This is a genomic window from Nocardia sp. NPDC055321 (assembly GCF_053645575.1).
The window spans coordinates 1-25,864 of sequence record NZ_JBSHMS010000044.1; the positions used below are offsets into that span (position 1 = coordinate 1).

The following is a 25,864-nucleotide window of genomic DNA, read 5'->3' on the forward strand; positions in this document are numbered from 1 at the left end:
GGGGGGCCCACCCCCCGGGTCCCCCCCCGCCCGTTCCGCTCACATCCGCGAATCACTCTCGCGCAGCAGCGTGTTCAGCACCGCGCCGATCGCACCGGCGCCCCGCGGATTCATCATCCCGGTGTGCCACTCGTCGATCGGTACCTGGCGCAGGTCACCGGTGATGAGCCCGTCCCAGGTGCCGGCGATCTGATCGCGGTAGGACTCGCGGGTGGCCACGAACAGCACGGCGTCACCGTCGTAGCGCGGCGGCGTGTGCGCGACCGGGGTGGTGAAGCATTCGGTCACGCGCTGCACCTGCTCCGGCGTCAGGATGCCCTCGCCGCTGAGCCGCTCGGCGATGAGCGGCAGCACCTCGTGCGGATCGTCGATCTGCTTGTCGTCCGGCAGCGCGAGGAAATCGCGCCACCCGCGCAGGAATTCGGTCAATTCCCGCTGATCCCGCTCGCTGTCGGGCACCGGCGGCTCCGGCAGATTCTCCGCCACACCCGCGTCGACGAGGGCGAGCAGCCCGACCGTGTGCCCCGCGTCCCGCAGCCGGGTCGCCATGGCGTGCGCGATCTTCCCGCCCAGCGACCAGCCGAGCAGGTGCACGGTGGTGAGGCCGGGGAACTCCCGCAGGATCTCCGCGACGTAGCGCTCGGCGTACGCCTCCACCGATTCGAGCCTGGGCTCGTTCTCGACGATGTACGGATCCTGCAATCCGTAGATCGGCCGATCGGGGTCCAGATGGCTCGCGAGCGCGCCGTACACCCACGCCAGCCCGCCGCCGGGATGCACGCAGAACAGCGGGGTCTTGTCCCCGCCGGACCGCAGTGGGGTCAGCACGCCGAGCGAAACGCCCATCTCGGACTGCGGTGCGGCGAGATACCGCGCGAGCGACGCCGGAGTCGAGTCGGCGAACAGCAGTCGATAGGGCACGGCGGTGCCGGTGCGCGCCCGCAGCTGCGACGTCAGTCGCATGGCGACCACCGAGGTCCCGCCCAGGGTGAAGAAGTCGTCGTCGACCCCGACCCGCTCGACCCCGAGCACGTCGGCGAACACCGCGACCACGATCTCCTCGAGCGGTGTCGACGGCGCACGATACGGCGTGACAACCCATTCCGGCGCGGGCAGCGCCCGCCGATCGACCTTGCCGTTGACCGTCAGCGGCAGCGCGTCGAGCACGGTGACCGTGTCGGGCACCATGAACGACGGCAGTCGGCGCGCCACCTCCCGGCGCAGCTCCGCCGGGTCGAGGGCGCACCCCGGCACGGCGGTGACGTAGGCGGCCAGGCGCACGCCGCCGTTCTCCCCGTCGCCGGGCGTGTGCACGGTGACCACCGACTGGTGCACGCCGTCCGCGTCCGCCAGCGCCGTTTCGATCTCCCCGAGCTCGAGTCGCTGCCCGCGAATCTTGACCTGGAAGTCCGCGCGCCCCACGAACATCAGCACCGGTTCACCGCCCTCGGCGACCGCCCACCGCACCAGATCCCCGGTGCGGTACATGCGCTCACCCGGGGCCCCGAACGGCGCGGCCACGAACGACGTCGCGGTCCGGCCCGCCCGGCCGATGTAGCCCCGCCCCAGACTCGGGCCGGCCACATAGAGTTCGCCGATCGCACCCGGCGGCACCGGCCGCAGCGACGAATCCAGCACCGCCAGGCGAACATCGGGAATCGGGCCGCCCAGTGACACGGGCACCCCGGGCTCGAGCAGCGTGCCCGCGACCCACATCGAGCACTCGCTCGGGCCGAACACGTTGAGCACCGTGCGCACACCGGCCGCGTCGGTCCCCACCCAGCGCCGCACCAGCTCCGGCGGGCACGCCTCGCCGCCGACGATGATGTGCCGCAGGTCGTCGAGCCCGGCGGGGTCGACCGACATGGCCACGGCCGGGGACAGGAAGGCGTGCGTGATCCGCTCGGCCCGCAGCAGTTCCGCCAGCGGTTCCCCGGCGAACACGTCGTCCGGTGCGGGGACCAGGGCCGCGCCCGCCGGAATCGCCAGCAGCAGTTCGATGATCGCGGCGTCGAAGGTGCGTGCGGTGCCGGCCAGGACGCGCGAGTCCGGGTCCGGCAGGCAGCGCGATCGCTGGATGGCGGTGACGGCCGCCATGCCCGTGTGGGTGACGGCGACGCCCTTGGGTTTTCCGGTCGACCCGGAGGTGTAGATGACGTAGCCGGTGTTGTCCTCCCGGATCGGCCCGCCCCGGTCGTCGTCGCCGACGGTGGCGTCGCTGTACCCGGACAGCTCGAGCGGATCCAGATCGATCACGCGGACGTCGTCACCCGCCCAGTCCGCCGGGTCCGCCCCGGCGACCCCGCGGGCCCGCGCCCGCTCGGCGGTACTGGTGAGCACCGTGGTCGCCGTGCAGTCGGCGAGTATGAACCGATTGCGCTCGGCCGGATGCGCGGGGTCCATCGAGACGAACGCCGCACCGGTCCTGGCCACGGCCCAGACCGCCCGCACCCACGCCGCCGATCGCGGAATGGCCACCGCGACAACGGACTCGGGGCCCACACCCGCCTCGATCAGCAGGCGCGCGCACCGATTCGACCAGCTGTCGAGTTCCCGGTAGGTCCACTCGTCGCCGCGATCGGCCAGGGCGAGCCGGTCCGGATACTCGGCGACCGCGCGATCCATGGTCGCGGCCAGTGTGGTCCGTTCGGGACCCGGGCCGCCATCTCCCCACCGCGACAACAGTTCCCGCTCGGGTGCGTCGAGCACCTCGAGCGCGCGCAGGGAGATCGAGGAATCGGCGACCACCGCGTCGATCACCTCGCGCAGGCGCCGGGTCAGGGCGCCGATCGTCGACCGGTCGAACAGATCCAGCGCGTAGCTCACCCCGACCAGCAGCCCGCCGTCGCCGTCGGGCGCGTCGGACACCGTGACGGTGAGGTCGAAGCGCTCGACCCCGCTCCCGAGATCGACGGGGGTGCAGGAGATTCCGGGCAGCAGATCGTCCGCCGGATCGAACTCGAGGTTCTGGAACGCCAGCATCACCTGGAACAGCGGGTGATGCGCCCGGCTGCGCGTGGGATCGACGGCCTCCACCACCCGCTCGAACGGGATGTCGGCGTGGGCGTACGCCGCCAGATCCACCCGGCGGCATTCGTCGAGCAGATCGCCGAACGAGCCGGATTCGTCGATCCGGGTGCGCAGGACCAGCGTGTTGACGAACATGCCGACGAGCCCGTCCAGCGCCGCGGCGCCCCGGCCCGCGATGGGCGTGCCCACCGCGATATCGCTGCCTCCCGAGACGCGGGCCAGCACGACCGCCAGCGCCGCGTGCATCACCATGAACACCGTCGCGTGATGTGCGCGCGCGACCCGGTGCAGTCCGGCCGCGGTGCCGGCGTCGAGCGCGAACGATTCTGTGTCCCCGCGCAGGGAGGCCACCGCGGGCCGCGGGCGATCGGCGGGCAGCTCGATCCGGTCGGGCACACCCGCCAGCTGTTCGGTCCAGTACGCGACCTGATCCGCGGCCACGCTCTCGGGATCGGATTCGTCCCCGAGCACATCGCGTTGCCACAGTGTGTAATCCGCGTACTGCACCGGCAGCGGGGTGATCCATTCCGGTTCCCGCCCGGCCCGGCGCGCGGTGTACCCCAGCGCCAGGTCCTGGGCCAGCGGCGCCAGGGACCAGCCGTCCGCGGTGATGTGATGCATGACCAGCACCAGCACGTGTTCGCCGGAACCGCTGTCCAGCAGCGTGACTCGCAGCGGCGGCGCGGTGGTGAGATCGAAGCCGCGCCGCACCAGCGGCAGCAGCTCGTGCTCGAGCTCGTTCGCCCGCACCCGGCGCAGCTCGACGGCGGGCGCCGCCTCGGCGATCGGCAGGATCCGCTGGTACGGGGTGCCGTCCCGGTCCGGGAACACCGTGCGCAGCGATTCGTGGCGCGCCACCACATCCCCGATCGCGGCGGTCAGCGCCGCGATGTCCAGCTCGCCGGTCAGGCGCAGCACGAGCGGGATGTTGTACGCCGCCGACTCCGGTTCGAGCCGGTTGATGAACCACATTCGCCACTGCGCGAACGACAGCGGCGGGAACGCGGGCCGTTCACGCGCCTCCGGCGCCGAGCGTCGCGCGCCGGTCCCGGTCGAGCGCCCGGCGAGCAGCCGGCCCAGCTGGCCGGCGGTCGGCGCCTCGAACACATCGCGCACGCTCACCTCCGCGCCCGCCGCCGCGGTCACCCGGGCCGCGACCCGGGTGGCGGACAGCGAATTCCCGCCCAGGGCGAAGAAGTCGTCGTCCGCCCCGACCCGGTCGGTGCCGAGCACCTCGGCGAACGCCGCGACCACCAGGTCCTCGAACGGTGTCGCGGGCGCCCGGTAGGCGACCGTCACCCATTCGGGGTCGGGCAGGGCGCGGCGATCGAGTTTGCCGCTCGAGGTGAGCGGCAGTGCGTCGAGCACGACGACCACGCCCGGCACCATGAACGAGGGCAGGCGCAGGGCGACGCCGTGCCGGACGGCCTCCGGGTCGGGCCGGCGCCCGGGGGCGGCGGTGACGTAGGCGGCCAATCGCACTGTCGCGCCGGACTCGTCGCCCGTGGTGTGCGGTACGACCACCGCGAGCCCCACCTCGGGCAGCTGCGCGAGCGCGGTCTCGATCTCGCCGAGTTCGAGGCGCTGGGCCCGGATCTTGATCTGCCGGTCGGCGCGACCGGCGAACACCAGCGTGTGGTCCGCGCCCGTGGACGCCCACCGCACGAGATCGCCCGTGCGGTACATCCGCGATCCGGGCGCCCCTTCGGGATCGGCCACGAAGGCGCCGGCCGTGAGCGCTGCCCGGCCGAGGTACCCGCGCGCCAGCCCGGGCCCGGCCAGGTACAGCTCACCGATCACGCCCGCGGGCACCGGGCGCAGCCACGCGTCCAGCACCGTGAGCCGGATGCCCGCAATCGGACCGCCGAGCGAGACCGCTTCGCCCGCACGCAGTTCCGCGACGGTCGCCCAGATCGTGGTCTCGCTCGGCCCGTACAGGTTGAACAGCCTGCGGACACCGGCGGCGTCGGTACCGGACCACTGGCGCACCAGTGTCCGCGGGCACGCTTCACCGGCCACCATCAGCACGCGCAGCCGGTCCGCCCGCGCGGCGTCGAGAGTGGCCGCCACCGCGGGTGTCAGGCAGGCGTGGGTGACCCCTTCGGCGTCGATCAGCCGCGTCAGCTCCGCACCGGCGAAAACGTCTGCGGGAGAGACGATCAGCGCCGCGCCCGCCGAGACCGCGGCGAGCACCTCGAACACCGCCGCGTCGAACGTGCGCGCCGCGACGGCCAGCATCCGGGAGTCCGCGTCCAGCTCGAAGCGGCGGCACTGCTCGGTGGTCACGGCGGTCAGCCCGGCGTGGGTGACCGCGACGCCCTTGGGCGTTCCGGTCGTGCCCGAGGTGTACACCAGGTACGCGGTGTCCTCCGGCCGGACGGCGCCGCGCCGATCGGTATCGGTCAGCGGTGCGTCGTCGTACCCGAGGAGATCGGCTCGCTCGGGATCGAGGAACGAGATGCCGTCCTCGGTCCACTCGTCCGTCGCGGATTCGCCCGCGCCGGTGCGGTTTCCGGCATCGGCGAGCACGACCGTCGCGCCGACGTCGGTGAGCACGAACCGGTTTCGTTCCCGCGGCTGCGCCGGATCGACCGAGACGAACGCGGCCCCGGTCTTGGCCACCGCCCAGACCGCCCGCACCCAGGCCGCCGAGCGCGGCAGCGCGATCGCCACGACCCGACCGGGTCCCGCGCCCCGCTCGAGGAGCAGGCGGGCGCACCGGTTCGAGCCTGAATCGAGTTCCCCGTAGGTCGTGCGCTGCCCGGCGTCGGTGATCGCGAGCCGGTCGGAGAATCGGGCGGCGACCCCGGACAGCAGCTCGCCGAGGGGGATCGGGTCCGGCGCGGGGCCGCCATCGCCCCACTGCCGCACCGTGTTCCGCTCGTTCGCATCGAGGGTCGCGAGTTCGCGCAGGGCGGTCGCGGGCGCCGCGGCCACCGCGAGAAGGATGCTTTGCAGCGCGTGCGCCATCGCCGCCACCGTCGGCGCATCGAACAGGTCGGTGGCGTAGCCGATGGTGACCGGGATATCGCCCCGCGCGTCCGGGATGTCGGCGACGGTGATGGACAGATCGAATCGTTCGACGGTCACCCCGGGGCTCACCGGCGTCACCGTCAGCCCGGGCAACTGTGCCGAACCCGGATCCAGATCCAGGTTCTGGAAGGCGAGCATCACCTGGAACAGCGGATGGTGCGCCTGGGTTCGGGGCAGGTCGATGGAGTCCACGACCCGTTCGAACGGAATGTCGGCGTGCGCGAAGGCCTCGAGATCGACCTCGCGCACCCGGTCCAGCAGATCGCCGAACGACCCGGCCTCGTCGACGTGTGTGCGCAGCACCAGCGTATTGACGAACATGCCGATCAGATCGTCCAGTGCGGCCGCGCCCCGGCCCGCGATCGGTGTGCCGATCGCGATGTCGGTGCTGCCCGACAGTCGCGACAGCAGCAGCGCCACCGCCGCGTGCACGACCATGAACACCGTCGACCCGTGCGCGTCGGCCACGATGCCCAGCCGCGTGAACAGCGCGCCGTCCAGCGTGAACGCGTGCGCGGCGCCGGCGTGCGAGGCGACCATGGGCCGCGGCCGATCGGCGGGGAGCTCGAGGCGTTCGGGCAATCCCGCCAACCGCGTTGTCCAGTAGGCGAGTTGGTCCGCCGCGCGCGAGCTCGGATCCTCGGGATCGCCGAGGGTCGCCCGCTGCCACAGCGTGTAGTCGGCGTACTGGACCGGCAGCGGTGTCCAGCGCGGGGGTTCGCCCGCCCGCCGCGCGGTGTAGGCGACCGACAGGTCCCGGGCCAGCGGCGCGATCGACCAGCCGTCGGCGGCGATGTGGTGGATGACCAGCACCAGCGTGTGTTCGCCGGAACCGTTGTCCAGCAGTGTGATCCGCACCGGCAGCTCGGCGGGCAGCTCGAAGCCGGGCCGGATCGCCGCGGCGACGGCGGCCGCGACACCGTCCGGTGCCACGGTCACTTCCGTGATGTCCGGGACGGCCTGCTCGGCGGGCAGCACCCGCTGGTACGGCGTGCCGTCCGCGTCCGGGAACAGCGTGCGCAGACTCTCGTGCCTGGCCAGCACGTCGCCGAGCGCCGCGAACAGCGCCCCGGTGTCCAGCTCGCCGGTCAACCGCAGCACGAGCGGAATCGTGTACGACGCCGCGGCGCCGTGGAATCGGTTGATGAACCACATGCGCAGCTGGGCGAAGGACAGCGGCACCCGCTCGGGCCGTTCCCCGGCGACGAGCGCGGGTCCGGTCACGGTTCCCGATGTCGCGTCCAGCACGCGTGCCAGCCGCGCGGGGGTGGGCGACTCGAACACATCGCGCACGCCGATCCGGGCGTCGGTGATCGCGGCCAGGCGCGCGGTCACCCGCATCGCCGAGAGCGAATGCCCGCCGAGGGTGAAGAAGTCGTCGTCCGCGCCGACCCGGTCGACGCCGAGCACCTCGGCGAAGGCCCGGGCCACCGTGACCTCGGCCGGGGTCGAGGGTTCGCGGTAGGCGCGTCCGCTCTCGTCCGGTTCGGGCAGGGCGGCGCGGTCGACCTTGCCGCTCACCGTGAGCGGCAGCTCGCTCAGGACCGAGCACAGATCGGGAACCATGTGCGCGGGCAGGCGATGCCGGGCCGCGGCCAGGACCCGTTCCGGGTCGAGATCGTCGCCCACGAGATAGCCGATGAGCCGACCGGACCGGGCGTGCTGCACCACGATCGCGCGGTGCACGCCCTCCTGCTCGCCCAGCACCGCCTCGATCTCGCCGAGCTCCACGCGCTGACCGCGGACCTTGACCTGGAAGTCGTTGCGGCCCGCGAACTCCAGGGTTCCGCTCGTGTTCCAGTAGGCCAGGTCGCCGGTGCGATACAGGCGGGAACCGGTGCGGCCGAACGGATTCGCAACGAACGCCGCCGCGGTCTGCCCCGGCCGGTTCGAGTATCCGCGCGCCTGCTGGATGCCGCCCAGGTACAGCTCGCCCCTGACCCCGACCGGGACCGGGCGCAGCAGCGCGTCCAGGACCACCGCCTCGATGCCGCGGATCGGCCCGCCGAGGGTCACCGGTGCGTCCGGCGCCATCGGTTCGCTGAGCAGGGTCACGATGACCGTCTCGGTAGGGCCGTAGGCCATGTACAGATTCCGGTCCGGCGCCCAGGCCGTCACCAGTTCCGCGGGCACCCGCTCGCCGCCGGTGACCAGCACCCGCAGCGTGTCCAGCCCCGCCGGCGACATGGTCGCCAGCACGCTGGTGGTGACGAAGGCGTGCGTGACACCCTGGTTCCGAATGATGTCGGTGAGCGGCGGCCCGCCGAACACGTCCTGCGGGGACACCACCAGCGCGGCCCCGTTCGGGTGCGCCATGAGCAGTTCCATCATGACCGCGTCGAACCCGGTGGCCGAGACGGCCAGTACCCGGGCCCGCGCGTCGACCGCGTAGCGCTCGCGCTGTTCGGCGGTGAAGTTCGCCAGCCCGCCGTGGTCGACCACCACACCCTTCGGGGTGCCGGTGGAGCCGGAGGTGTAGACGACGTAGGCGGCGTTCGTGGTCCGCAGCGGGCGGGTTCGCACGCCGTCGTCCACCGGATCGGCGGCGTACGCGGCCAGGCGGTCCGGCAGTTCCGGATCGTCGAGCATCAGCCGCTCGACGTCGCCGGGCACCGTCGCCACCGTCTCGGCCACCGACAGTGCCAGGCGCACACCGGAATCGGCCATCATGCCGGTCACGCGCTCGAGGGGATGGCGCGGATCGATCGGCACGAACGCCGCACCGGTCTTGGTCACCGCCCAGAGCGCGGCGATGAACTCCGCGCTGCGCGGCAGCGCCAGCGCGACCGCGTCACCCGGTCCGACGCCGCGCTCGATCAGCAAGCGCGCCAGGCGGTTCGAGTGCTCGTCCAGCTCCCCGAAGCTCACGGTCAGCGTGCCGGCGATGACCGCGGGCGCGGCCGGGTCGAGGCGCGCGCCGGCCGCGAGCAGGTCCGCCAGCGGCAGCGGGGGCTGTTCGGGGAGACCGCGCACCGGTGCGAGCCGGTCGCGTTCGGCGGGGGACAGCAGGTCGATGGACTCGGCCGTGGCCGGGGCATCGGCGGTCAGCGCGCGCAGCGCCAGCACCAGCCGGTCGGCGGCGGCGTGAACCCATTCGCCGTCGAAAACCCCGGGCCGGTACTGCACTTGTGCCCGGAACGGCTGTCCCTTGACCACGATCAGCGCCAGCGGATAGTGCGCGGCGTCGTTCGACCGCAACTCCTCGACGCGCATGTCGTCGATCGCGGCGGCCTGGGCCGTGAGCGCGGCCTCGTCCACCGGGTAGGACTCGAACACCAGCACCGTGTCGAACAGGGCCGAAACGTTCAGTGCGGCCTGGATATCGGAGAGCCCGATGTGGTGGTGCCCCAGCAGGGCCGACTGTTCGGCCTGGATCCGGCCCAGCAGCTCGGCCACGGGCTCGCCCGGCCGCGGCCGGACCCGCACCGGAATGGTGTTGATGAACAGGCCGACCGCGGCTTCGATGCCGGGCAGCTCGGCCGGGCGCCCCGACACCGTCGCACCGAACACGACGTCCTCGCGTCCGGTCAGATACCCGACGACCAGGGCCCAGGCCACCTGGAACACGGTGTTCACCGTGACCCCGGCCGCCACCGCCGCGGCGATGATCCGGTCCGACAGTTCGCGGTCGAGATCCACCGCGGCCGAACCCATGCGCTCGGCCGGTCCGCCGGGCTCGATGTGCGGCGCCAGCAGGGTCGATTCGGCGCCGGTGAGCGCGTCCCGCCAGACCCCGACCGAGTGGGCGAGATCCTGGCGGTCCAGCCAGTCCAGGTAGGACCGGTAGATGTCCGCCGACTCGGCCGCGCTGCCCGGCGTCGCGTACTCCGCGAGCAGGTCGCGCAGCAGCGTGGGCATGGACCAGCCGTCGAAGAGCACGTGGTGGTACGACAGCAGCAGCGTGTACCGGTCGTCGGCCTCTCGGACCAGGGTGAACCGCATCAGCGGCGCGACCTCGGTGTCGAAGGGCTCGTTCCGGTCCCGCTCCATCACCTCCGCGAGCGCGGAAGCGGATTCGGCGCGCAGGTCGATCTCGCGCCACGGCAGCCGCACCTCGTCGGCCACGATCTGCACGCCCTCGCCCGCGGCGGTGGCGGTGAACGCCACCCGCAGGTTCGGGTAGCGCTCGAGCAGCGCACCGCCCGCGCGGCGCAGGCGGTCGGCGTCCACCCGCCCGGACAGGACGATCGCGAGCTGCACCGCGTACACGTCGACCGTCGCCGCGGCCAGGCGGGCGTGGAACAGCAGCCCGGACTGCAGGGGGGAGAGCGGCCAGACCTCGGCCAGCGCCGAGTAGCGCGCCTCCCAGGTCGTGATGTCGTCCTGCGTCGCGCGCACGAGCGGGAAGTCGCTGGGGGTGTGGCCGCCGGCGTCCGGCTGCCGCAATCGCGCGACGACCGCGTCCAGCGCCTGCACCCACAGCCGGGCCAGATCGTCGACCTCGGCCTCGTCGAGCAGCTCGCCGAGGTAGCCGAAGGTGGCCGAGAGGCGGCCGTCGGTGACGGCCGCGGTGACGTCGACCGTGGCCGTGGCCAGCACGTGCAGATCCCGATCGGCGATCGGCGCGCCGAGTTCGTCGGTGACGGCGAAATCGGTTGCACCGGAAGCGGATCCGCGCGCGGACAGCTGGCCGAGGTAGTTGAAGGCGATCTGCGCGGGCGGCGCGGTGGGCAGCGAGGGCGCGGTCTCGGGGTTCAGATGGCGCAGCAGCCCGTAGCCGATGCCGTGGTCCGGAATCGAGCGCAGGTGCTCCTTGGCGTTCTTGACCACCGCCTCGATCGCCGGTCCGCCGGCGTAGGCGTCCGCGATGTCGATGCCCGCCAGGGGGATTCGAACCGGGTACATGGTGGTGAACCAGCCCGCCGTCGCGGTGAGGTCGGCCCCGGGCAGGGCCTGTTCCTCGCGGCCGTGTCCCTCGAGCCGGAGCAGGGTCGAGGACTCGTGCACCCCGCGCGCGGCCCGCCACCGCTGGACCGCCACGGCGAGCGCGGCGACCAGCGCGTCCTGCACCTCGCCGTGGAAGGCCGCGGGCACCCGGGTCAGCAGGGCCTCGGTGGTCTCCGGCGAGACCCGCACCCGCCGTACGCGAATCGTGTTCGCGACGTCGCGGGCCGGATCCATCACGCGCGAGCCGAACGCCGGGTCCGGGCCGTCGGTGATGCCCTGCCACAGCGGCAGTTCCGCGACCCGCCGCGGCGACAGCGCCTCCTCGGCCAGACCGTGGGCCCAGCGCCGCATGGACGTGCCGACCGAGGGCAGGGTCGTGTCGCGGCCGGAGGCGTGCCGCTGCCAGGCCGTCGCCAGATCGGGCAGCAGGATCCGCCACGACACGCCGTCCACCACCAGGTGGTGCGCGACGAGGATCAGTTGGCCGCCGTGTTCGGTGCCGGCCGGGTGGAACCAGAGCACCTGCAGGACAACGCCGGTGGCGGGATCGAGCCGGTCCAGTGCGGCGTCGACCTCGGCCGCGACGAGCCGATTCCGTTCGGGCGCGGCGATATCGGGGTCCAGCGCGATCGGGCGCACCAGCGCGCCGGCGTCGACCGCGGTGGCGGCCCGGGCCTCGAGCCGCCAGTCGTTCCCGTCGTGCCACAGGCGGGCCCGCAGCATGTCGTGCCGGTCGACGACCGCCCGCAGGATCGCGGTCAGCGCGTCTCGATCGAGCTCGGCCGGGGCGGTCAGCACCAGGGTCTGGTTCAACCGGTCGTACCCGCCCTGGTCGGCCATCCACCGGACGATCGGCGTCAGCGGCATCTCGCCGACGCCGCCGCCGGGCAGTTCGTCGAGAACCGGTGCGGGCTCGACCGATTCGGCGACCCGCGCCAGCGCGGCCACGGTGCGTGCCTCGAACACCTGGCGGGGGGTGAACACCACACCGCGATCCTTCGCGCGGGCGACCAGCTGGATGGAGACGATGCTGTCACCGCCGAGCGCGAAGAAGTCGTCGTCGGCGCCCACCCGGTCCAGACCCAGGACCTGGGCGAAGGCCGCGGCCACCTGTTCCTCGGCGGGGGTGGCCGGCGCGCGGTACACCGTCGTCGTCCACACCGGTTCCGGAAGTGCCCGCAGGTCGACCTTTCCGGTTGCGGTCAGCGGGAATTCGTCCAGGACGGTGACGGTGTCGGGAACCATGTACGAGGGCAGTCGCAGGGCCGCGGCCTGCCGGATGGCCTCCGGGTCGGCCTCGTGCCCGGGGGCGGGGGTGAGATACGCGGCCAGTCGCACGGTGTCGCCCTGGGTGACCTGGGTGACGACCGCGCGCAGCACCTCGTCGAGTTCGGTGAGCACGGCGCCGATTTCGCCGAGTTCGAGGCGCTGGCCGCGAATCTTGATCTGGGTGTCGGCGCGGCCGACCACGACCAGGACGCCGTCCCGGTCTCCCGTGGGCTGCCAGCGCACCAGATCGCCGGTGCGGTACATGCGCGATCCGGCGGGCCCGGCCGGATCGGCCACGAAGGCCGCCGCGGTCGTCCCGGGCCGGTTCAGGTAGCCGCGGGCCACGCCCGGGCCGGACACGTACAGCTCGCCGATTACACCCGGCGGCACCTCGTTGAGCCAGGGGTCCAGCACCGCCGAGCGGATGCCGGGGATCGGCGTTCCGACCGAGATCGGTACGTCCGGAACGGTTTCCGTGCCGGTCACCCAGATCGTGACCTCGCTGGGCCCGTACAGGTTGTGCATCGTGCGGTCGCCCGCGGCGTCGCCGCGGGACCACTGCCGTACCAGTTCGGGCGGGCACGCCTCGCCGGCGACCACGAGCATCCGCAGACTGTCGAGCTCGTCCGCGTCGAGCGTGGCGGCCACGGCCGGGGTCATACAGGCGTGCGTCACCCGCTCGGCGCGGATGAGTTCGCTCAACGGCGGCCCGGCGACGACATCGGCCGGCGCCACGACCAGCGTCGCGCCGGCGTGCACGGCGAGCAGCAGTTCGAAGATCGCCGCGTCGAACGTGCGGGCGGCGACGGCGAGAACGCGTGCGTCCGAGTCGATGTCGAGGTCGCGGTGCTGCCCCGAGGTGATCGCGGTGAGCCCGGCGTGGGTGAGGATCACGCCCTTGGGCGTGCCGGTCGATCCCGAGGTGTAGACGACGTACGCGGTGTTGCCGGGGCGTATCGGGCCGAGCCGGTCCGTGCCCGTGATCGGGGCGGCGTCCCAGGCCGACGGGTCGAAGGCGCCCAGGTCGATCACCGTCGCCCCGGACCCGCTCAGGTCCGGCGACGCCCCGGCGACGAGCACGATCACCGGTCCGCTGTCGGCGAGAATGCCGCGATTGCGCTCGTGCGGCTGGGCGGGATCCAGGGACACGAACGCGGCCCCGGTCTTGGCCACCGCCCAGACCGCCCGCACCCAGTCCGCGGACCGGGGCACGGCGATGGCCACCGTGGTCTCCGGTCCGGCGCCCAGGGCTTTGAGTGCCCGCGCGCATCGATTCGACCACTCGTCGAGTTCGAGGTAGGTCCGGGTGCTCCCGTCCGCCACGATCGCGGGCCGTGACCCGAATTCTCGTGCGGCAGCGGCGAATATCGTGTCGAGCGTGCGCGGCTCCGGACCGGCGCCGCCCTCGTTCCACCGCCGCAGCGCGGTGCGCTCGTCGCCGGTGTGCAGGTCCAGCACTCGCAGGTCGATCCCCGGGTCGGCCACCACCGCGCGCAGGGTGTGCAGCAGGCGATCGCCGAAGGCGGCGATGGTCGCCTGATCGAACAGGTCGAGGGCGTAGCCGATGGTGACGGGCACCTCGCCGCCTGCGTGCGGGCCGTTGAGATCGGCCACGGTGATGGTGAGATCGAAACGCTCGACCCCGATGTCGAGGCTGCGCAGGGGTTCGACCTCGAGCCCCGGCAGTCGCGCCAGGGTGGGATCCAGATCGAGGTTCTGGAAGGCGAGCAGCACCTGGAACAGCGGATGGTGGGCCTGACTGCGCGGCGGGTCCAGGGCCTCGACGACGCGTTCGAAGGGGATGTCGGCGTGCGCGAACGCGGCCAGATCCGTTGTGCGGCAGCGATCGAGCAGGTCGGTGAACGGCCCGGCGCCCTCGACCCGGGTGCGCAGTACGAGCGTGTTGACGAACATGCCGATCACGCCGTCCAGCGCCGCCGCGCCGCGACCGGCGATCGGCGTGCCCACCGCGATGTCGGAGCTGCCCGACAGGCGCGAGAGGACCACGGCCAGGGCCGCGTGCACGACCATGAAGGTGGTCACCCGGTGCGCGCGCGCCACCGCGCCGAGCCCGGCCACCGTCGCGGCGTCCAGGACGAGGGTGTACGTGCCGCCGCGCTGGGAGGCCACGACGGGGCGCGGGTGGTCGGCGGGCAATTCCAGGCGTTCGGGCAGCCCGTCCAGATGCGTTGTCCAGTAGGAGAGTTGGCGTGCGGCCGCGCTCTCGGGATCGGATTCGGTGCCGAGCACCTCGCGCTGCCACAGCGTGTAGTCGGCGTACTGCACCGGCAGTGGCGCCCACTCCGGCGCGCCGCCGGCGTGCCGGGCGGTGTACGCCTGCGACAGATCGCGCACCAGCGGCGCGATGGACCAGCCGTCCGCGACGATGTGGTGCAGCACCGCGACCAGCAGGTGATCATCGGATGCGGTGCGCAGCAGAAGCATTCGCCACGGTGGCCGCGCGGCCACGTCGAAGCCCTGCCGCACGATGTCGGTGACCCGGCCGGTGACGTCGGCGGGATCGACGATCTCGACGGCGACGCCCGGGACCTCGCCGTCGGGCAGCACCCGCTGGCAGGCGATCCCGTGGTCGTCGGGGAATATCGTGCGCAGACTCTCGTGCCGACCGGCCAGGTCGCCGATGGCGGCGGACATCGCCGCCACGTCCAGGTGCCCGCGCAGCCGCAGCACCATGGCGATGTTGTAGGCGGCGGATTCGGGTTCGAACCGGTTGATGAACCACATCCGGGACTGCGCGAGGGACAGCGGAATTCGATCCGGCCGCGCGCGGGCGGTCAATTCCACGCCGGGCTGTTCGGCCGAGCGCTCCGCCAGGATCGCGGCCAGCCGGGCGGGGGTGGGGCCGTCGAAGACGTCGCGCACCTCGATCGTGACACCGATGGCCGTGGCGACCCGTGACGCCACCCGGGTCGCGGACAGCGAGTGCCCGCCGAGGGCGAAGAAGTCGTCGTCGGCCCCGACCCGGGCGACGCCGAGGATCTCGGCGAACACCGAGGCCACCACCTCTTCCAGCGGGCCGGCGGGCGCGCGGTAGGCCGCGGCGAGCAGTTGCGGCTCGGGCAGGGCGCGCCGGTCCACCTTGCCGCTGGGCAGCAGCGGCAGTTCGTCGAGGACGACGATGGCGGTGGGAATCATGAACTCCGGCAGTCGATGTGCGGCGAACTCGCGCACCTCGGCGACGAGATCGCCGATGCCGGGATCGTTCGCGTACGCACTCGGCGCCGCCAGCGGTCCGGTGCCGAGATAGAGATCGTCGAACACGATGTCCGCGCCGGTGTCGCGCGTCAGGACCGCGTCCATCAGACCGGGCGTCGGCGACCAGGTGACCGCGACGAGGCAGCCCGATTCCGCACCGAGCGCGCGAATCTCGTGTGGCAGCGCGGCCGCCGGATGCGAGCCGTCCAGCTCGGACACCGGGGTAGCCTCGTCCGCGCCGTCGACGGCCCGGGACATCGTGACGTCGAGCATCGTTCCGGCCTGGGGGATTCCGGTGACGCGAAGGCCCTCGGGCCGCTCGGCGAGCAGATGCGCGCGCAGCGCGGCCAGGTCGCCGAACTCGCTCCAGTCGCGCCGGGGCAGGTCGGCGAGCGATCGCACGTTCGCGGGGGCCTTGCGCAGCACGATGTCGTACCGGTAGCGCGTGAGCTCGTTGTCGACCGGCGCGTACTTGAGTTCGATGTCGACGGCAGCGATGTCGGAGATCTGTTCCCGCACCGCGAGGAAGAACTCCGGGGCCAGGAGCAGTTCCTGCTCGGCCAGCAGTGCGCGCCGGGCCCGCTCGCGCACGGCGGCCACGGTGTCGCCGTCGCCGCCCCCGGCCAGTTGGGTGCCGGTGGCGAATTCCCGCAGCAGCGACAGGTTTCGAATGTCACCGAGGAACAGCGCGCCCCCGGGCGCCAGCAGGGCCATGACCTTGCCGATCACGTCGACCAGGTAGGCGGCGTTCGGGAAGTACTGCGCCACCGAGTTGATGACCACCACGTCGAATCGGCCGGGCGGCAGATCCGAGACGTCATCGGCGGCCTGCACGCGCAGCGACACCCGCTCGGCCCAGTCCACGCCCGACTCGCCCAGGCGCGAGCGGAGATTGGCGATGGTCGCGGCCGAGAAGTCGGTGCACCAGTACTCGGCGCTGTGCTCGGCCAGGCGCGACATGAGCAGGCCCGATCCGACGCCGATCTCGAGCACGTGTTCGGGCCGCAGCGCGAGCACCCGGTCCACGACCGCGTCCCGCCATTCCCGCATCTGCGGGACCGGAATGGGCTCGCCGGTGTAGCTGCTGTTCCAGCCGCCGAAATCGGCGTCCAGGGCCAGCGGCTCGGCGAACTCGCGGCCGTTGCCGAGGTAGCTCTCCTTACCCGCGTACAGGTTGTCGTAGACCTGGCGCCAATGATCGACCAGATCGGCCGCGCGGTCATCGTCGTCGCCGACGGTCGTGTCGTGGTCGCGCACGATGTAGGCGACCAATTGCTTGTCGAGCACGGCGTTCTCGTCACCGGAGGCGAGCGCGCGCGCCACCACCACCGCGCGCGACACCGCCGGATGCGCGACCAGCGCCGCTTCGACCTCGCCGGGTTCGATGCGGTACCCACGCACCTTGACCTGATCGTCGGCGCGGCCCGCGAACTCCAGGACCCCGTCGCGGGTCCACCGCACCACGTCCCCGGTGCGGTACATGCGCTCGGCGTCCCCGAACGGGCACGCCACGAACCGCTGTGCGGTGAGCCCGAGCCGGCCCGCGTAGCCGCGCGCCAATTGGGCTCCGGTGACATACAGTTCGCCGGCCACGCCCGTCGGCACCGGACGCAGCCGCGCGTCCAGGATGTACGCGCGCACGTTCGGCACGGGTGCGCCGATCGGCACCCGCGCGTCCTCGGCCCACGGGTCGGCGGCGAGGATGCGGTGGGTCGACACGCAGACCGTGTTCTCGGTCGGGCCGTAGGCGTTGGCGATGTCGACGCCCGGCCATCGATCCCGGAAGCGGCTCACCGCGGCCGCGCTCAGCGCGTCGCCGCCGGTGACCACCTGGCGCACCGACGCGGCGTCGAGTTCGGGCTCGGCCGTGGCGAACAACTCGAACAGCGCGGTCGCCATGAAGAGCGTGGTGACGCGATGGCGGGCCACGGCGCCCAGCAGCACGGTGAGATCGAGCCGGCCGGGGGGAGCGACCACGAGCGTCGATCCCGCGAGCAGCGCGGGCCACAGTTCGTACGCGGAGGCGTCGAACGCCATCGAGGAGTGCAGCATGACCCGCTCGCCGGGTCCGCCCGGCCAGCCGTGCACCGCCATGTTGAGCACGCCGCGGTGGTCGACCACAACGCCTTTGGGGCGTCCGGTCGAGCCGGAGGTGTAGATGACGTACGCGGCGTCGGATGGGGACAGCGCGGGCAGCGGGACGCCTGGTGTGCCGGTGTCGAGCTCGACGGTGTCCAGGCACAGCGGAACCCGGTCGCCCAGGGGCAGACCGCCCGTGGTGGCCGAGGTGGTCACCACGAGCGCGGGCTGCGCGTCGTTCAGGATGAATTCGATACGGCTGCCGGGGTATTCGGTGTCGATCGGCAGGTATGCGGCCCCGGCCCGCACCACCGCCAGCACCGTGGTCACCAGATCGGCCGAGCGCGGCAGCGCGACCGCCACCACCGCACCCCGCCCGACTCCGCGCGCGGTGAGCACCCGCGCGAGCGCGTCCACGCGGGCGCCCAGGTCGCGATAGGTGAGTTCGCCGTCCGCGTCCGCGACGGCGATCGTGTCCGGCGCCTGTGCCACCCGTTCGGCGAACAGGTGGGCCGCCGACGGTGCCCGCGGCACCGCCGCGGCCGTGTCGTTCCAGGTCCGCAGCAGCCGGTCGCTCTCCTCGGGCGCGAGCAGATCCATCCGGGACAGGGACAGGCCGGGGTCCGCGGTGACGGCCGCGAGCAGGCGCACGAACCGATCGGCGAGATCGGTCACGGTGGCGAGATCGAACAGGTCGGTGGCGTATTCGATCCGGCCCGACAGCATCGGCGCGGCCGCGCCGTCGGCGGGATCCGCGCGCTCGACCACGTCGACGTGCAGATCGAATTTCGCGGTGCCGGTGAGCGCCGGGACGATCTCGGCGGCCAGATCCGGCAGGCGCAGATCCGGCAGCAAGTTGTTCTGCAGCGCGAACGAGACCTGGAACAGCGAGTGGTAGGCCGGCGATCGGGTCGGCTGCAGCAGCTCGACCAGGCGCTCGAACGGCGCGTCCTGATTCTCGTAGGCGGTCAGGGCTTTTCGCCGGACCTGATCGAGCACCTGCTCGAAACGCGGGTCGCCGGACAGGTCGACGCGCAGCACCCAGGTGTTGACGAAGAAGCCGATCAGATCGTGGGTGGCCTCCTGGGTCCGGCCCGCGACCGGGCCGCCGATGCTGATGTCGTCGCCGGCGCCGAGCTGGGACAGCAGCACCGCGAGCGTCGACTGCAGCAGCATCGACACCGTCACCTGGCGCTCGTGTGCCAGGGCGTAGAGCCGCTCGCACAGCTCCGGCTCGAAGCCGAACTCGATGACGTCGCCGCGATTGCTGGCCACCGCGGGCCGGGGGCGGTCCACCGGCAGCGTGATCGGCTGCGGCGCGTCGGCCAATTCGGTTTCCCAGTAGCGGAATTGGGTCGCCAGCACGCTGTCCGGATCCGATTCCAGGCCCAGGGTGTCGCGCTGCCACAGCGCGAAGTCCGCGTACTGCACCGGCAGTGGCGTCCAGTCCGGCTCCCGATCCTGGCGGCGCGCGGTGTAGGCGGCGGTGAGATCGCGCACGAACGGCGCGATCGACCAGCCGTCCGCGGCGATATGGTGCAGCACCAGGACCAGGGTGTGATCGTCGGCGCCGTTGCGCAGCAGGGTCACTCGCAGCGGCGTCGCCGTCGAGACGTCGAAGCCCCGGCGCACGAGGTCAAGAATGGTCCGCTCGCGGTCGCCGGGATCGACCGCGGCGGTCTCGATCGCGGGCACGGCCTCCTCGACCGGCAGGATTCGCTGGTACGGCACCCCGTCCTCGTGCGGGAACACCGTGCGCAGGCTCTCGTGCCGGGCGACCACGTCGGTCAGCGCGGCGGCCAGCGCGTCCTGATCCAGCGGACCGCGCAGGCGCAGCACCATCGGAATGTTGTAGGCCGGTGAGTCCGGCTCGAATCGGTTGATGAACCACAGCCGGGACTGGGCGAACGACAGCGGCGTGCGCTCGGGCCGCTCGCGGACCGTCAGGCCCGGCCGGGCCGGCTGCGCGGTGGCCGTGCGGTCGGTGAGCGCCTGCGCGAGTCGCGCGGACGTGGGCGCCTCGAAGACCTCGCGCACGCCCACCTCGACGCCCAGCACCGCGGTCAGCCGGGACGCCACCCGCATCGCCGAGAGCGAGTGCCCGCCGAGGGCGAAGAAGTCGTCGTCGACCCCGACCCGGTCCAGGCCGAGCACCTCGGCGAAGACGGTGACCACGGTCGTCTCGGCCGGGGTGAGGTCCGCGCGGGATTCGGTGACCGCGGCGCTGGGCGCGGGCAGCGCGCGCCGGTCCACCTTGCCGTTGGGGGTCAGCGGCAGCGCGGGGAGCACGACCAGGGCGGAGGGCACCATGTACTCGGGCAGCCGCTCCGCGGCGAAGCGCCGGATCCCGGCGGCGTGCGCGGCGTCGTCCGGTTCGGATCCGTTGGTATCGAGCACGAGGTATCCGACCAGCCGCTTGTCGGTCGCGATACCCGAATCCGAACTCGCGGAACCGAGTTCGCGGGCGATGACCACCGCCTGCGCGACCAGCGGGTGCGCGGCGAGCACGGTTTCGACCTCGCCCGGTTCGATCCGGTAGCCGCGCACCTTGACCTGTTCGTCGGCGCGCGTGACGAATTCCAGTATCCCGGTGCGGGTCCAGCGCACCACGTCACCCGTGCGGTACATGCGCTCGCCGGCGCCGAACGGGCAGGCCGGGAACCGTTCCGCGGTCAGGCCCGGCCGGTTCCGGTAGCCGCGCGCCAGCTGGACACCGGCCACGTACAACTCGCCCGCGACGCCCGCGGGTACCGGGCGCAACCGCGAATCCAGTACGTACACACGCATATTGCCGATGGCGGCGCCGATCGGCACGCTGCCGTGCTGCAGCGCGCGCGGTGCGCCGGGGATCTCGTAGGCGGTCACGCACACCGTGTTCTCGGTGGGACCGTAGGCGTTGATCACGGCGATACCCGGCCACCGGTCCCGGAAGCGGGTGACCGCCGCGGGCCGCAGCGCGTCACCGGCGGTGACCACCCGCCGCACCGAGTCCAGCGCCAGTTCCGGACCGGCGCTGGCCACCACCTCGAACAGCGGGGTCGTGACGTACAGCGCCGTCACCCCGTGCCGGGCCACGGTCCGGCCCAGTTCCGCGAGATCGGCGCGCCCGGGCGGCGCGACGGCGAGGGTCGAACCCGCCAGCAGGGCGGGCCAGAGCTCGTACGCGGAGGCGTCGAAGGCCATCGAGGAGTGCAGCAGACCGCGCTCGCCCGGTCCGCCCGGCCAGCCGTGAGCGGCCATGTTGACCACGCCGCGGTGTTCCACCACAACGCCTTTCGGGCGTCCGGTCGAGCCCGAGGTGTAGATGACGTACGCCGCGTCGGCGGGGGCGGGCGCGGGGAGTGCGGTGCCGGGGGCGGTGTCGCCGAGATCCGCCGTGTCCAGGCACAGCACGGCCCGTCCGTCCATCGGCAGCCCCGCGGCGGTCTGCGCCGTGGTGAGCACGAGCGACGGATCGGCGTCGTCGAGAATGAATTCGATACGGCTGCTCGGGTATTCGGGGTCGATCGGCAGGTACGCGCCGCCGGCGAGCACGACAGCCAGCAGGGCGGTCACGAGCTCGGCCGAGCGCGGCAGTGCGACCGCGACCACCGCGTCCCGGCCCACGCCCCGCTCGCACAGCGCGCGGGCCAGCGCCTCGGCGTGCCCGGCGAGTTCGGCGTAGGTCAGTTCCCGGTCGCCGTCGCGCAGCGCGATGGCGTCCGGGCGAGCGGCCACCCGGTCACCGAACACCTCGGCGATCGTGAGCTGCGGTCCCTCGTGTGGCGCGTGCGCGTTCCACTCCAGCAGCAGCCGTTCGCGTTCGGCGTCGCCCAGCAGGCCGATATCGGTGATCCGCACGGCCGGTTCGGCGCTCACGGCCCCGAGCACCCGCAGGAATCGGTCGGCGATGCCGGCCACCGTGTCACGGTCGAACAGGTCGGTGGCGTATTCGATGCGACCGGCCAGCGTCGCGGGCGACTCCGCGGTGCCGAGGGTCTCGATCAGATCCAGGTGCAGGTCGTGTTTGGCGCTCGCGGTGGACACCGGCACGAATTCCGCCACCAGATCGGGCAATTCGAGCGCGGGCAGGCCGCCGCTCTGCAGTTCCAGCGAGACCTGGAACAGCGGGGCGTGCGCGGTGGATCGGATCGGGTTGAGGCGTTCCACCAGGCGCTCGAAGGGGGCGTCCTGATTCTCGTACGCGCTCAGCGCCTTACCGCGCACCTGGTCGAGTACCTGATCGAAACGCGGCTCGCCGGACAGATCCACGCGCAGGACCCACGTGTTGACGAAGAAGCCGACCACGTCCCGCAGGGCATCGTCGGTGCGCCCGGCCACCGGTCCGCCGATCGACACGTCGGGCCCGGCGCCCAGCCGCGACAGCAGCACCACCAGCGCGGCCTGCAGCACCATGGACGCGCTGACCCGGTGTTCGCGGGCGAGCCGGTACAGCGCCTCGCGCAGCGGCGCGTCGACGGTGAACTCCACGACGTCGCCCCGATTGCTCAGCACCGGCGGGCGCGGGCGGTCGGCGGGCAGCGCGATCGGCTGCGGCGCGTCGGCCAATTCGGTTTCCCAGTACCGGCATTGCGCCACCAGGGCGCTGTCGGCGTCGGACTCGGTGCCCAGCAGGTCGCGCTGCCAGAGCGCGTAGTCCGGGTACTGCACCGGCAGCGGGCTCCAGCCCGGATCCCGGCCCGCGGACCGCGCCGCGTACGCGGTGGACAGGTCGCGCAGCAGCGGGGCCATCGACAACCCGTCCGCGGCGATGTGATGCACCACCAGCACCAGGACGTGATCGAGTCGCCCGCAGCGCAGGATCGTGGCGCGTACGGGCAGTTCGGTCCGCAGGTCGAAGCCACGCCGGACCCGCTGGGCCACCGCCTCGTCGAGCCCCGCGGGGTCGACATCGGCCACGTCCACGATCACCGCGGCGTTCGTGCCGGAGACCACCTCCTGGTAGGGCACCCCGTCCGCTTCGGGGTACCGGGTCCGCAGCGCCTCGTGCCGCGCGATCACCGCGTCCAGCGCCGCGCGCAAGGTCTCGGTGTTCAGCGCCCCGGCCATCCGGAAGACCAGCGGAATGTTGTAGGTCGGCGCTTTGGGCTCGAAGCGGTTACCGAACCACATGCGAAGTTGCGCGAACGACAACGGGATTCGCGTGGGTCGCGGTCCGGCGACCAGCGCCGGGCGCCGGCGGTTCCGGCCGATCTCGCGGGCGGCCAGGACCCGGGCCACCCCGGCGACGGTGGGGGCGTCGAAGATGTCCCGGACGCCGACCGTGCGCCCGGTCACCTCGGCCAGGCGTCCCGCGACCCGGGTCGCGGAGATCGAATGTCCGCCGAGGGCGAAGAAGTCGTCGTCGGCGCCGACGCGGTCCACCCCGAGGGCCTCGGCGAACGCGGCGGCGATGATCTCCTCGAAGGGCGAGGCCGCCGCGCGGTAGGCGGCGACCGGGCGCAGCGGCGCGGGCAGGGCGCGGCGGTCCACCTTGCCGGTCGGGGTCATCGGCATCTCGTCGAGGACGGTGATGGTCTCGGGAACCATGTACGAGGGCAGCCGCCGCGCCAAAGCCTGCCGGACGGCGGCGGTGTCGACGGTGTGGCCGGGTGTCGCGGTGATGTGGGCCGCGATCCAGATGCCCGCGTCCGCGCCGGCGGTGCCGACGACGGCCTGGCGGATCTCGTCGAGAGCGTTCAGCGCCGCTTCGATCTCACCGAGTTCGAGGCGCTGGCCGCGGATCTTGATCTGGGAGTCGGTGCGGCCGATGAAGATCAGCGTCGGGGTGCCGTCCGCGCGCGATTCCCAGCGCACGATGTCCCCGGTGCGGTACATCCGCGCGCCGGGGGGACCGTCGGGATCGGCCACGAACGCGGTGGCCGTCAGCGCGGGCCGGCCGGGGTAGCCGCGCGCCACCCCGGGCCCGGAGACATACAGTTCGCCCGCCACGCCCGCGGGTACGGGCCGCAGCCACGCGTCCAGGACCGTGAGCCGCACACCGGGAATCGGGGCGCCCAGTGCGACGGCGTCGTCCGGGCGCAGCGCGGCGCCGGTGACCCAGATCGTCGCCTCGCTGGGCCCGTACAGGTTGTACAGCTCGCGGACACCGGCGGTGTCGGTGCCGGACCACTGCCGCACCAGCGCGGGCGGGCACGCCTCGCCCGCGACCATGAGCACGCGCAGCTCGTCCAGGCGCGGCGCGTCGAGGGTGGCGGCGACCGCCGGAGTCAAACACGCATGCGTCACACCGTGGGCATGCATCAGCTCGGTCAGGGGCGGACCGGCGAAAACGCCGGTGGGAGCGACGATCAGGGCCGCGCCCGCCGACACGGCCGCCAGCAGTTCGAAGACCGCCGCGTCGAAGGTGCGGGCCGCGACGGCCAGCATCCGGGCATCGGCGTCGACCCCGTAGTGCCGGGCCAGGGTGTCCGAGACTCCCGACAGGCCGGCGTGGGTGACCGCGACCCCCTTCGGGGTGCCCGTCGAGCCGGAGGTGTACACCAGGTACGCGGTGGAGTCGAGCCGGACGACACCGGCCCGATCCGTGTCGGTGACGGCGTCCCGGTGGTGGTCGCCGGGGAGGTCGTCGAGGTCGAGCGCGCGCACCCCGTGCCCGTCCGGGGCGGCGGCGACCATGCCGTCGAACAGCACGATGCCGGCCCCGCAATCGTCGATCACGAACCGATTCCGCTCCGCGGGCTGGGCGGGGTCCACGCTCACGAACGCCGCGCCCGTCTTGGCGACCGCCCACACCGCGCGCACCCAGGCGGCCGAGCGGGGGATCGCCACGGCCACCGTGGTTTCCGGACCGGCGCCGCACTCGATCAGGGCCCGGGCGCACCGGTTCGACCACTCGTCGAGTTCGCCGTAGGTCCAGGTGTGTCCGCCGTCGCGGACCGCGATCCGGTCGGCGTGGGTCGTGGCGGTCCGGGACAGCAGCTCGGGCAACGTGATTCGCTCCGGACCGGCCTCCCCGGTGCCCGCGGCGCGCAGCGCGCGGCGCTCCTCGGGTTCGAGCAGTTCCACCGAGCGCACCCGGGTGCCGGGGTCGGCGCGGACGCAGTTCAGGAAGCTGTCGAAGAAGTGCGTGAACCGCTCGTGATGGGCCGCGAGCTGCTCGGGGGTGTACGCGCTGGGATTGGCGAAGAAGTCGACGCGGGTGCTCTCCCCGCCGACCGCGGGGTAGACGTTCACCGACAGGTCGGGCACCAAGCCCGGTGTGAGAACGCGCAACCGGCCGACGATGTCGGCGAGCGTGATCCTGGTGTCCAGGATCATCAGGTCGACCATGGGTCCCGCGGCCTGTGGAAGATGGCGCGCGGCAACCGATCCCGAGTCCGCGAGCATGTCCTCGTGCCGGTATCGCTGCCCGCGCAGGACTTCCATCAGGGTGGCCTGGGTCCGGTCGAGCAGTTCGCCCACCGACAGGTCCGGGGTGAGCCGGATGCGGAACGGGACGATGTTGGCGGTCATACCGCCCGAGCGGCTCATCGCGGCGGTGACGCGCGCGGACACCGGCAGGCTCAGCACCACGTCGTCGGTGCCCGTCATACGCGCCAGGTACACCCCGAAGGCGGCGAGCAGGAAGACCGCGGGTCCGGTCGAGCGGTCCGCGACGGCGGTGCGCAGCGCGGTGTCGGTGCTGTCGGACAGTACGGCGCTGACGGTGAGGGGATGCGCTTCGGCGAGCGCGACCCGATCGGTCAGGGTGACCGGTTCGGGCAGGTCCGCCACGTACTTCGACCAGAACAGCCGATCGTCGTCGAAGCGCTGCGAGGACCGGTACTGCTCGTCCGCGGCGACGATCTCGGCCAGTGACCGGATCGCCGGGCGGGCGGGCTCGTCGCCCGCCGGCGCGGTGGTGTAGAGCTGGGCGCTGCGGGTGAGGATGTTCAGCGCGGCGACGCCGTCCATGACGATGTGGTGGGCGCGCAGGTACCAGTACCAGCGGTGTTCACCGACGCGCAGCACCGCCCCGCGCACCACCGGGCCGTGCGGCAGGTCGATGGGCGCGCGGAAGTCCGCGTTCATCCAATCCTGGGCGGCCGCAACGGGATCGGCCGCCGAGGTGAAGTCCAGCCGCAGAACCGCGCCGTTGGCGGTGTCGTCCACCACCTGGCACGGCACGCCGTCCACCTCGATGACGCGTACGCGGCTGACCTCGAACTCGTCCAGGGACCGCCCGAACGACGCGATCAGCAGCGCCGTGTCCAGGTCACCGTCGAGTTCGAGGTACAGCGCGTTCGAAACCGGTGTCTCGCCGGCCAGCTGCTGCAGTAACCGAATCGCACGCTGCGCCGCGGTGAGCGGGTAGGTCGATGCGTGGCCCTCGAGGGCTTGCAGGGGTGATCGATGGTCGCGCATCCCG

General features: G+C 72.6%; 1 protein-coding gene. It reads right to left on the bottom strand.

Going from position 1 to position 25,864, the window contains the following annotated elements; translation table 11 throughout:
- Nucleotides 1-39 precede the first annotated feature (39 nt).
- Nucleotides 40-25,860, bottom strand: a complete 25,821-nt coding sequence (locus tag ACWIGI_RS39045; protein ID WP_454208680.1) for a non-ribosomal peptide synthase/polyketide synthase — start codon at nt 25,858-25,860, stop codon at nt 40-42.
- Between the last annotated feature and the right edge of the window lie 4 nt (nt 25,861-25,864).